The 11,556-nt window shown below is 59.1% G+C and carries 11 protein-coding genes; 5 read left to right on the forward strand and 6 right to left on the reverse strand.

Going from position 1 to position 11,556, the window contains the following annotated elements:
• Positions 1-6: 6 nt before the first annotated feature.
• The 4 genes from hslU to V9G17_10855 are packed head-to-tail and all read left to right on the forward strand — an operon-like array spanning position 7 to position 3,247.
• A complete protein-coding gene (hslU, locus tag V9G17_10840; GenBank protein ID MEI2753087.1) occupies positions 7-1,410 on the forward strand; it encodes an ATP-dependent protease ATPase subunit HslU in 1,404 nt (467 codons plus the stop codon).
• Between the two features lie 24 nt (positions 1,411-1,434).
• Entirely contained in the window at positions 1,435-2,331 is an 897-nt protein-coding gene (gene argB / locus V9G17_10845; protein MEI2753088.1) for an acetylglutamate kinase, read from the forward strand.
• Positions 2,332-2,364: 33 nt separating this feature from the next.
• The gene (locus tag V9G17_10850) at positions 2,365-2,559 is read left to right on the forward strand and encodes a hypothetical protein (GenBank protein MEI2753089.1); all 195 of its coding nucleotides are present in this window, start codon (positions 2,365-2,367) and stop codon (positions 2,557-2,559) included.
• On the forward strand, positions 2,549-3,247 hold the full coding sequence (locus V9G17_10855; GenBank protein MEI2753090.1) for a hypothetical protein: 699 nt from the start codon (positions 2,549-2,551) through the stop codon (positions 3,245-3,247). Before V9G17_10850 ends, V9G17_10855 begins: the two co-directional genes overlap by 11 nt.
• A 39-nt stretch (positions 3,248-3,286) precedes the next feature.
• On the opposite strand, the gene V9G17_10860 is transcribed toward V9G17_10855, so the two are convergent.
• Positions 3,287-3,826, reverse strand: a complete 540-nt coding sequence (locus V9G17_10860; GenBank protein MEI2753091.1) for a gamma carbonic anhydrase family protein — start codon at positions 3,824-3,826, stop codon at positions 3,287-3,289.
• Between the two features lie 83 nt (positions 3,827-3,909).
• Here V9G17_10860 and rimO point away from each other — a divergent pair, with 83 nt between their 5' ends.
• The gene (gene rimO, locus V9G17_10865) at positions 3,910-5,364 is read left to right on the forward strand and encodes a 30S ribosomal protein S12 methylthiotransferase RimO (GenBank protein MEI2753092.1); all 1,455 of its coding nucleotides are present in this window, start codon (positions 3,910-3,912) and stop codon (positions 5,362-5,364) included.
• A 37-nt stretch (positions 5,365-5,401) separates the two neighbouring features.
• Here rimO and V9G17_10870 read toward each other — a convergent pair whose 3' ends face one another.
• The 5 genes from V9G17_10870 to V9G17_10890 all read right to left on the reverse strand — a co-directional run bounded on the left by V9G17_10870 (position 5,402) and on the right by V9G17_10890 (position 11,556).
• Positions 5,402-6,880, reverse strand: a complete 1,479-nt coding sequence (locus V9G17_10870; protein ID MEI2753093.1) for a DegQ family serine endoprotease — start codon at positions 6,878-6,880, stop codon at positions 5,402-5,404.
• Between the two features lie 115 nt (positions 6,881-6,995).
• Positions 6,996-8,399 (reverse strand): ATP-binding protein, encoded by a 1,404-nt coding sequence (locus V9G17_10875; protein MEI2753094.1) that lies wholly within the window; start codon positions 8,397-8,399, stop codon positions 6,996-6,998.
• Positions 8,399-9,070 carry a response regulator transcription factor gene (locus tag V9G17_10880; protein MEI2753095.1) on the reverse strand — a complete coding sequence of 224 codons (672 nt, stop codon included), beginning with the start codon at positions 9,068-9,070 and terminating at the stop codon, positions 8,399-8,401. Before V9G17_10880 ends, V9G17_10875 begins: the two co-directional genes overlap by 1 nt.
• Positions 9,071-9,139: 69 nt before the next feature.
• Positions 9,140-10,282 (reverse strand): M48 family metallopeptidase, encoded by a 1,143-nt coding sequence (locus V9G17_10885; protein MEI2753096.1) that lies wholly within the window; start codon positions 10,280-10,282, stop codon positions 9,140-9,142.
• Between the two features lie 5 nt (positions 10,283-10,287).
• Positions 10,288-11,556 (reverse strand): DUF898 family protein, encoded by a 1,269-nt coding sequence (locus V9G17_10890; GenBank protein ID MEI2753097.1) that lies wholly within the window; start codon positions 11,554-11,556, stop codon positions 10,288-10,290.

Genomic DNA, 11,556 nt, shown 5'->3' on the forward strand with positions numbered 1-11,556 from the left:
GCCGCCATGACGACCGAAACGACCTCCCGTCCCCTCAACGTGAATAACCTCACACCTCGTCAGATCGTCGAAGCGCTGGACCGTTATGTGATCGGCCAGCAGGATGCCAAGCGTATGGTGGCGATTGCGCTCCGTAATCGCTGGCGTCGTCAGCAACTGGCTCCTGAGTTGCGTGATGAGGTCATGCCGAAAAACATCATCATGATCGGGCCGACCGGCGTGGGCAAAACCGAAATCGCCAGACGCCTGGCGAAACTTGCCGAAGCGCCGTTCATCAAGGTGGAGGCCTCCAAATTCACCGAAGTCGGCTATGTCGGTCGAGATGTCGAATCGATCATTCGTGATCTCACTGAGCTGGCCATCAGTTTGGTGAAGACCAAGCACTTGGAAGAGGTGCAGGAGAAGGCGTCGCGGCTTGGAGAAGAGCGGCTACTCGATCTCTTGTTGCCTGGTGCACCGTCGCGTTCGACGTCCCCTGGATTCGAACCTTCCGGGGCACGTGCCGACACGTCTGAATCCACAGAATCATCGGATGCCACGCGATCGAAGCTTCGCCTGCAACTGCGCGAGGGCAAGCTGGATCAGCGATCCGTGGAAGTGGAAGTGAAGGAGCGGGCGTTGCCGTTGGGGGTGATTTCCAATGCGGGCGGCATGGAGGATCTTGAAGGGAACCTGCGCGACATGCTGGGCGGTATGTTCCAAGGGAAGAAAAAGAAACGAATGATGAAAGTGCCCGATGCGCTCAAGCATCTCACCCAGGAGGAAGCCCAAAAGTTGATCGACATGGATGAAGTGGTCCGGGAGGCCATCACGAAGGTCGAGCAGACCGGTATTGTCTTTTTGGATGAGATCGACAAGATCGCAGGGCGTGAACGCGCGATGGGGCCGGATGTCTCCCGTGAAGGGGTGCAGCGTGACTTGTTGCCGATTGTGGAAGGGACCACGGTGAGCACTAAACATGGCGCCGTGCAGACCGACCATATTCTCTTCATCGCTGCGGGCGCGTTTCATGTTGCCAAGCCGTCTGACTTGATTCCCGAACTACAGGGCCGGTTCCCGATCCGTGTCGAATTGGCGCCGCTCACCAAAGAAGACTTCGTGCGTATCTTGACCGAGCCGAGAGGGGCGTTGGTGCGTCAGTACCATGCGTTGATGGCGACGGAAGGCCTCACGGTGGAGTTTACGGATGATGGGGTGGCAGAGATTGCGGCAACGGCCGTGCAGGTCAACGAACGGACAGAAAATATCGGGGCCCGGCGGCTGTTTACGATTATGGAGCGCTTGCTGGAGCAGGTGTCGTTCGAAGGATCCGAGATGAAAGAAAAGAAGATCGTGGTGGATGCCGCGTATGTGCGGGAGCGCTTGCAGAATATTGTGAAGGATCAAGACTTGAGCCGCTATATTTTGTAAGCGGCCGGCAGGACGGGGGAACGCATGAATAAACTGATTAAGAAGGCAGACGTGCTGATCGAGGCCCTGCCCTACATCCGCACCTTCAAGGGCAAGACGGTCGTCATCAAGTACGGTGGGCATGCGATGACCGATGGGCCGCTGAAAGAGCGATTCGCCCAGAATGTGGTGCTGCTGAAGTATGTCGGGCTCAACCCCGTGATCGTGCATGGCGGTGGTCCGCAAATCGATCAGATGCTGGATCGATTGGGAATGGTCGCGAAGTTTCGGCATGGGGTGCGAGTCACCGACGCGGCGACGATGGAAATTGTCGAGATGGTATTGGCCGGCCGGATCAATATGGAAATCGTCGACCTCTTGAATCGACACGGTGGACAGGCAGTCGGACTCAGCGGCAAGGACGGCGGGTTGATGTTGACCAAGGCCCTGACGGCGAAGGCCTGGGCGGAAAGCATAGAAAAGGACCTCGACTCGGATGATGCGGATGCCGACTTCGGGTTTGTCGGCGATGTGAAGTCGATTGATCCCACGTTGCTCTTGAAGCTCCAGGAAGATAATTACATTCCTGTGATCGCGCCGATCGGAACAGACCGGGAAGGCAGTACGTACAACATCAACGCCGATCTGGTGGCGGGCGCGATTGCCGCCGCGTTGAAGGCGGAAAAACTCGTGATGTTGACCGATGTGAAGGGCATCCGCGATGCCAATGGCCGCCACCTGCCGACGGTCTCCCGTAAGGATGTGCAGCGGATGGTGAAGCGTGGCACGATCAGCGAGGGCATGTTGCCGAAAGTGCACGCCTGCCTGGATGCCTTGGCCGGCGGCGTGGGGAAGGCGCACATCATCGACGGTCGTACGCCCCATGCCATTCTGTTGGAAATCTTCACCCACAAGGGGATCGGCACAGAGATCGTGGCGTAGTCGTTGATGACGCGGTGCTTCAACGATCCGCAGATGGAGGTCGTAGCGTGGACCCCTGCGTGGTGTCACGATGCCGTGCTGGCTGGTGGTTTCCAATTGCGGCGAATCTCGGCCGGCCGCACTCCCATCAAATGCGATCGGTTGACCCTCAATCTGATGAGCCCGGTTGTCGTCGGCGCCGGCACAGCGGCAACAGGTTTGGCCGGTATGGAGCATCATGGTTCGTAAACTGAAGACCGTGGGGACTGACGTTCGGCAGGCGATGAAGGATATTTTCGCGTGCCTCGACTATGCGCGATTGGGGCCGATCTATTGCGACGAAGGCGGGGATGAATTTTGGGCGGTGAAACGCGGGCTCTGTCAACGTCTTGGTCTGAAACTCGCGAAGGCGCTGGTGTCGCGACTTCGCTCGGGGGGTGCCAGTTTGTACGTGGGGGCCGGGGTGGCGGAGATTCCGCTGCTCGCGATGGAAACGCTGGATCTCAGGCGACGCGCGGTCGCCTGCAATCTGCGGAAACAGGAAGTGCTGATTCTCAATCGAGCCTGCGTCGGGTTCCCGATACGATTTGAGCATCGCGATGCCGGTTCTGTGAAAGACCGGGTGGACCACCTCTGGCTGGTCAGTGTGCTGAACGATCCCGAACGGTTCCCGGAGCTGTCGGCGTTGTCCTACGGGCGTGCGAATCCGGTGACGTTCGATGCGCGCAAGTTCCTGCCGCAGCAGCGCGCGGTGGCCACATTGGTGGATCGTTGCTTAAGCCGATTGATGATTCCGGGATTGGTGACGACGACGGTCGAGGAAGCGGTGTGGGTCGCTGAATGGTGTCATCGTCGAGGCATCCGTTACCGGATCGACCGCCAGACATTCGCATCACCGACGGTGGGTGATCCCATTTGCCTCATGCGGCTCGGGTAAAAAACGAACGGCCGAAGGCGCTTGGGTGTGCGGATCGTGCTAGACCCAGAATCCGGGGCGAAGCTTATCGGGACCAGAGAGGTACTGGCGGGAATAGCGGATGTAGTTTTGCGCGGATTCTCGGATCCAGGCGAGCTCTTGCTCGGTCACAGAACGTTTTACTTTGGCCGGCGAGCCCAGGATGAGACTCTTGGGCGGAACGACGGTGCCTTCGGTGATCAATGCGCCGGCGCCGACTACCGAGTCTTCACCGATGACCGCCCCGTCCATGATGATGGCGCCCATTCCGACCAGCACACGGTTCTGAATGGTGCAGCCATGCAAGACCACGTGGTGCCCGATGGTCACGTCGTCGCCGATGATGAGCGGATGCGTGTCGTGGGTGACATGCAACATGCAGAGATCCTGCACGTTCGTTCGGTGCCCGATGCGAATGTAGTTCACGTCGCCGCGAATGACGGCATGAAACCATGCGCTGCATTCGTCGCCCATCACGACGTCGCCGATGACCACGGCGGTCTCTTCGATAAAGCAGGACTGCGGGATAGTCGGGGTGATGCCCTGAAACGTGCGGATCATACGCTCAATCTAGGATAGCTACAGCGGAATAGCAAGAGACCTCGTTTGACAGACTTTTCTGCCCTCTCGTAGACTGCCAGGTTATGGCCTCATCATTGATTACTCCATCACGCGCGAAACGCACCAAGCCCACGATCGGTTTTGTGAACCTCGGGTGTTCCAAAAACCAGGTGGATTCGGAAGTCATGCTCGGCACGTTGGTGGCCGGCGGTTTTCAACTCACCGGCGACGCGCGAGCCGCGGAAGTCGTGATTATTAATACCTGCGGCTTTATCGAAGAGGCCAAGCAGGAATCGATCAATAGCATCATCGAGCATGGGCGCTTGAAGAAGTCCGGATCCTGCCGCGTGTTGATTGCCGCCGGGTGCCTCGCGCAGCGGTACCAGGGTGAACTGTTGAAAGAGTTGCCCGAGTTGGACGGCGTCGTAGGGACGGGCGAGTTCGGGCGTATTGCGGAAATCTGCCGCAGTCTGTTGGCGCCGAAAGCCCGTCAGCAGCGACTCTGGATTGGACAACCGCCCTATCTGTACGATGCCGAGACGCCGCGCATTCGCCTCGGAACTCCCCACAGCGCCTATCTCAAAATTGCCGAAGGTTGTAACCGGAACTGCGCCTTCTGCGCGATTCCCATCATGCGAGGGAAGCAGCGGAGCCGTCCGATTGAGTCGATTGTGGCTGAGGCCGAACGGTTGGTGCAGGAAGGAGTGAAGGAGCTCAACCTGATCTCCCAGGACACGATCAATTACGGCGTGGATCTTGGATTGAAACAGGGGCTCACGGCGCTGCTTCGCGAACTGGTGACGGTGAAGGATGTGCGCTGGATCCGGCCCTTCTATCTGTATCCGCAACAGGTGACGGATGAGTTGCTGAGTCTCTATGCTGGAGAGGAGCGCATTACGAAGTACCTCGACATGCCTCTGCAACATATCAGCGACGGGATGTTGAAGCGGATGCACCGGTTGGGAGACCGCAAACACGTCACCAAACTAGTCGAACGTATTCGAACCAAGATTCCTGGCGTCTTTTTCAGGACGGCGTTTATCGTCGGATTTCCCGGTGAGACCGATGCCATGTTCGAGGAACTCAAACAATTCATCCTCGAGATGGAATTCGATCGCGTGGCGGTATTTCTCTATTCCGATGAAGAGGGCACATCGGCTGTCGATCTTGACCGGAAAGTCGACCAGGCGGTCATGGAAGAGCGGCGCAATGAATTGCTGGCCTTGCAAGAATCTATTTCAGAAGCCAAGAATCGTGACTACCTCGGCCGTACAATGGAGGTCCTTGTGGATGGGATCTCTGAAGAATCTGACCGGCTGCTTGAAGCCAGGCATGAAGGGCTGGCACCTGAGATTGACGGGGTGGTCTTCTGTGATCGCGCTGCGGCGAAGCCGGGTGAGTTTGTTTCAGTCACCATCACCGATGTGGCCGGGTATGACTTGATTGCCCAGGCGGCTGGTCGGGTCGACTCTCCAGCTTCTTCTCCGACTGCTCCCACGCTGCTCATGCCCAAAAAAGCCGGAGCAGGCTACCGATAAGCCTGCGCTCACCAGTAGCCCGCTCCTACAGCCGCTCTTAGATTGTTGCGCTGAGATAGAGTGACGCGCCTCGTCGATTGACCAGGACTAGCACGGTTTGCCCTTTCTTGAGGTCAGAGGCAGCCCGGTCGAAATCTTTCATCGAAGTGACCGGTTTGCGGTTAATCTCCCGGATCACGTCACCTGGCATCAATCCCGCCCGCTCCGCGTCGCTCTCAGGCTCGATGGTTGTGACGACGACGCCTTGAATCTTCCCTTTCAGTCCAAGTTCCTGAGCGGTTTCCCGATCCAACTCCTGTACGGCGAGTCCGGCCAGCGGCTGTTCCGATGGAACGGCCTCCGCCTTGGCCACCTGCGGGTTGTCGGGGAGCTCACCGATGGTTACGGACAAATCTTTCTCGTGGCCATCCCGCATCACTGTCACGGTCGCTTTGCTGCCGACCGAGCTTCGGGTGACGGCGCGTTGGAGTGTTACGGCATCCTCGATCGCGGTTCCCTGATAGGACACGATCACGTCGCCCTGTTTCAGGCCGGCCTTGTCTGCCGGTCCTTCCTCTTTCACGTCGGTGACGATGGCGCCATGATTTCCTTTGACGTTGAACGACTTGGCCAACTCCTGATTGAGATCCTGTATCCCGATACCCATAAACCCGCGTACGACCTTCCCCGTCTTGACCAGACTCTCGTAGATGGGTTTACTCATGCTCGTGGAGACGGCGAAGCCCACGCCCTGGTAGCCGCCGGTCTGAGAGAAGATGGCCGTGTTGATGCCGATCAACTCACCCTTGGTATTCACCAGCGCGCCGCCGCTGTTGCCTGGATTGATGGCGGCATCGGTTTGGATGAAATCTTCGTACTGCGTAATTCCCATATGTCCACGGCCCAGGGCGCTCACGATGCCCAGGGTGACCGTGGAGTTCAGCCCAAACGGGTTCCCGACGGCTAGGACGTATTCACCGACCTGAAGACGGCCGGAGTCGCCCCATGGGATTGTCGGCAGCTGAGTGCCGTCGATCTTGACCACGGCGATATCGCTCTTGGGGTCACTGCCGACAATTTGCCCCTTGAACTCCCGCTTGTCGGGTAGTGTGACGGTGACGGTTTTCGCCCCTGCGATCACGTGGTTGTTGGTCAGCACATAGCCATCCGGAGTGACGATCACGCCGGATCCTTGCCCTCCGCCACGGCGTTCCCTGGGCTCCATCGGTGGGCCGAAGCGTCGGGGCCCGAACGGCGATCCGAAAAAATCCTCCATCCGGCCACGTGGGCGGGATGAATCAGAGACTTCTTCTGCGCCGCTCGTGGTGATGTTCACGACGGCCGGTGTCACGTTCTTCGCGACGTCCGTGAATCCGGCTGCGGGAAGGCCGCCGGCTATCGTCGCCGGACGGTCATCGGCCGCTGGTGACGGATTCGAGGCGTGTGAGGTCGTGAGCGGGAGATAACTCCAGATCAAGGCAGCGCCCAGGGCGGCGATGCCGGCAATGGCACTGACGGACTGCAAGGGACGTTTCATGAGGGCTCCTCCTTCTAACGTCGGTGATCTGTGTGCGCGGGAGAAATCCCGCTACAGCCATGCTGAAAGGTAGCAGCCGTGGATGAGAAACCAATTAACGCGCGATTAGAAGTCGTTAAGCTGTCGGCGGAGCGAGGGGGAGTACGATGGTGAACGTCGATCCTGCGCCCACCTCGCTCTTGACCTCGATGTGTCCGTGGTGAGCCTCAGCGATCCAGGCGCAGATGGCCAGGCCGAGCCCGGTCCCTTTTTTCGTGTGGGCACGTGCGTCGTCGGTGCGGAAGAAGCGGTCGAAGATTTGTTTGTGCGCGTCCGGGGGGATGCCGATGCCGTGGTCGCGCACCGAGAGGCGAACGGTGCGGCCTTCCACCAGCAGATCGATTTCCACCTTGCCCTGTGGGTAGGAGTATTTCACGGCATTGTCGACGATGTTCAGAATGAGTTCCCGCAGGCGAAGTTCATCGCCCTGCACCGTAGCGGGTTGGATGGTGCCCATGACGACATCCACCTCGCGCTCTTGGCCCAGCAGGCAGGCCTGGCGCTGGATATCCTCCACCAATGCCTCCAGGCGGACCGGTTCACATTCTGTTTTGACTTGGCCCAAATCCGCTCGTGAGAGGAATAAGAGTTCCTCGACGATGCGCGACATCCGGTCGATCTCTTCCAGGTTACTTTCCAAGACGGCAATGTAGTCTTCGACGGGGCGAGGACGCCGCAGGACTAACTCGCTTTCGCCCTTCATCACCGTCAACGGAGTCCGGAGTTCGTGCGAGGCATCGCTGCTGAATTGCCGGATTTGCGCGAAGGAGGTCTCCAGGCGCGCGATCATGTTGTTGAAGGTGTCGGTGAGACGCCCGATTTCATCCGTGGAGCGTTCGGACGTCAGGCGCTGCGTCAGGTCTCCTGCAGCGATGCGTTTCGCCGCGACGGTGATGGAATCGACGGGCCGTAAGGCACGTCCTGCCAGAAACCATCCTCCGACCAATGACACGACCAGTGCGATCGGGGCCATCACAACGAGGACCAGCAAGAACCGGCGCAGCGTTTCCTCTACACCCTCCAGGGTTGTGCCGACTTGCACGATATACAACAGGGACCCGCGATAGATGATGGGGACGGAGACCAAGCGTAGTGGCGGTTCGTTGGGATACCTGGCCGACTCGAAGACGGTGCTGCCGGTAAATGCGGCTTCCAGCGCGGGCCGACTCAAGGGCACGTCATGTTGCCGGATATTGGGGGAGCGGATGGTGATGGTGCCGGTGGGACTGAAGATCTGAAAAAATTTATCGATGCGGGTCAACTCAGGGAACTGGCTCAGGAGGGCATCTTCGTCGATCAGGGGGAGAAATCCGCGCTTCTCCAGGGAACGTACGGCTGCCGATGCGGTTTCTTGCAGCGACTCATCGACTTGATCTCGAAGACTGCGGGCCGTGATGGTGTACAGCACTACGGAAAAGGTCAGCAGGATGAGCGCCAAGGCCGTGCCGTACCAGAGTGTGAGCCGGACGCGAAGCGGCATCAGTCCACCTTGAGCATGTACCCACTCCCTCGAATCGTATGGATTAACTTTCGAGCCCGTCCACGATCGATCTTATTCCGCAGGTAGTTCACATAGACATCGATGACGTTGGTGAAGGTATCGAAATCCTGATTCCAGACGTGGTCTGAGATCATGGGACGGGTCAACACCCGCCCCGCATGGCGCATGAAATATTCCAGCAGCGCATATTCTTTCACGGTGAGGTCGATACGTTGCCCGCCGCGTGTGACTTCGCGTGTGGCCGGATTGAGCAGAAGATCGTCGATCTGGAGCGTGCCGGAGGATTCCGCCGTGCCGCGTCGTAACAGGGCCCGCACACGCGCCAGCAATTCATCGATGGCGAAGGGCTTCGTGAGGTAGTCGTCTGCGCCGGCGTCTAGCCCTTTGACCCGCTGGTCTACTTTCGACTGTGCCGTCAGGATCAGCACCGGGGTCTGAATTTTTCCCTTGCGGAGACGCGTGAGCACTTCCAGGCCTGGCAGGCTCGGCAGCATGAGATCGATCATGATGAGGTCGTAAGTGCCACTCAAGGCCATGTCGAGGCCTTGCGCGCCGTCCTCGCAGAGGTCGACGGCGTAACTCTCCTCCTCAAGCGCTCGCTTGATGAAAGAGCCTACCTTGGTTTCATCTTCAATGACGAGGACGCGCATACTTAGGGCTCACAAGTCCGTGGATTATACCAGAGGCGGCCGAATCTGTGAGCAGCGGAATCGTGCGGGCTAGGGAAGGTCGAGGGATAGTGCGGCGGAGCGTTCGCCGGCTTGCAGGCGGCAGAGCGAGCGAATGTCTTTCCAGTCTTCTCCCGGGAGGAGCCGTTGCGCGTCGGATGGAGGGGGGCCGGCCAGCGTGACGAGCGTGGCAAGCCGCTCGCCCATGTCCGGATGGGTGGAGAGAAAATCAGGCGGCCCGGCGTGATCCAGCGCGCCTTTCTCCATGGTTCCGTAAAATGACATCATCGCGGCAGGATCGAGGTGGGCGGCCTGCATCATGCGGAGTCCCTCGATGTCCGCTTCCGTTTCATGGGTGCGGCTGTAGTGTAACGAGCTCATTGTGCGCGCGCCTTCGAGTCCCCAGGCGAGCCCGCCGGACAGATCGCCGGAGATGGTGGTGAGAAGAAACGTCATCGCCGTCTGTTCAAGAATGGCTTTGGTCGTATGACGTTGGTAGACATGCTGGAGTTCGTGGGCGAGCACTCCGGCCAGTTGTTCCGGACTGTCTGTTTGCTCCAGCAGGCCTCGGAGAATCACCACCTGCCCGCCGGGAGCGGCGAACGCGTTGACGGTTGGGGCATCGACGACGGATAGGGTGATTCGATAGGGGGACGCCGGACGAGTGGCAGTCAATGTTCGCACGATGTGGTCGAGCTTTTGTAGTCGTTCCGGATCGCGGCATTTCTGCGCTTCCGGCGCAAGATGTGCGACGACCTGCTGTCCCAAAGATTCTTCCCACGTCACTGGCACATAGGGCGTGGCTGCGGCGGCGACCCCGGGGATGCCCCATCGATAGAGTCCCACGACCATGAGGACGACTCCCACGGCGGCATACACCGTCCAACGGACGCGCGCATTTCGCGAGGTTGGGTTGTGGAAGTGTTGTGCACCGGCAGGGGCGGCCTTGTGAATTTCCCTTAACAACGCCGTGGTGCCAGTCACGACGGCTTCGGCCGGTTCTGGTCCGAATTCCAGGCGCACTGGTTCGCCGCGATAGGTCCCTTGTGTTTGACGGATCTGCTCGTAAGGCCATTGTTTGATGCTGCCGTCGGGCATCCCGATGTGCAGGCTGGTGGGGGTGATCGTGAGGGTGACGCGATGGCGCGTGGCTGTGCGACCGTCGAGGTAATGGGCGCTTCGGCTGATGGGCATACGGGTTAGTCCATATCAAAGCCGGTGTCGAGGAGGTTCGACAGGCCTTCGCCGGTGACGGATGTTTCAGTGTTGTCCTGCAGCACGTGGTCGAGATCGGTGGTTCCCTGTAACGAAAGGGTGCCGAGAAAGACGCGTGCGTTCCGAACTGTCACCCATGGCCAGGCCCACCCCAAGGTCACAACCACGAGTGCGACATTGCCGAGGTACAGGGTGAAGAGCTGCTGCCAGGTGATGCTGCATGAAAACTGTGCGTCGCCGAACGTGGTGTGGTCCCAACAGTACTTCTGCTTTTGTCCGAGCCACCAGACCCACACCGGCCCAAGCACTAAGGGAATCAAGAGCAGTGTCAGGCCGCCATTTGTGAGTTGAAGGGCCAGGGCGAAACCGCACAGGCAGAGCACCGCATAGGTAGTGAAGAGTGTGACGGCAAAGGGCACCATCAGGCCCGATCCATGCCCGGTAAAGTGGAACCGTTGGTTGCCGAAGTAGGTGTGGGAGTGGAGGAACGCCTGTCGTTGTGTGTGGAAATAGGGATAGTAGGTGCCGAGGGACAGGACGGTGAAGAGCCACCCTTTGAAATAGAGTTTCAGGAAGTCCACCGTGTGGCCTCGAAACGAGAACCGGATGCCTCGCCAAGATGTGCGCGTGCAGCGATAGCGCCGCGCATTCACGATCGCGACTGGCACATAGAGGAAGAGCACCAGACCGGCCGTTGCCTGCAGGAAGGGATCGACCGATGGCGGGACTGTGAGGAAGGTGTGCGCGGCGCCTAATGAAAAATAGGGGATACCGAACACCAACATCGCTTTCAGAAACCCCTGGTAGAGTTCTTTTCCGGTGCCGTGATAGGCAAACCGATCTCCCGCGAACGCCGTGTGGCTGAACAGGTATCGGCGAACTTTCGCTTTGCCCCAAAAGTGGTAAACGCCGAGGGTGAGGATGGTGAGGCAGACATTGACGATCTGCATGCCCAGTAAGGTGCCACCGGCTCCGTGGAAGGATCCACGTTTGATGGGGTCGAGGGCTTCGGTGCTTCCGGATGGTACGGATGTGAGGGGCGTCGGTGGACGGTGGTCTCCACTTGCATGCGGATGCTCATTCGGGGGCGTCGGGATCACAATGGCGAATCGCGCGCCACAAGCTGGGCACCTACTTCGAGCCCGGTGCGTCAATCGATGTATGTCGCGGATACGGTATTGGCCCAGGCAGCGGTGGCAGGTGACGCGGGGGGCCCGTTCGCTGGTCTCGGTGTGGGTTTCCATGGTGTTCAT

This window comes from Nitrospira sp., from assembly GCA_037045225.1.
In the GTDB taxonomy this organism is placed as follows: domain Bacteria; phylum Nitrospirota; class Nitrospiria; order Nitrospirales; family Nitrospiraceae; genus Nitrospira_A.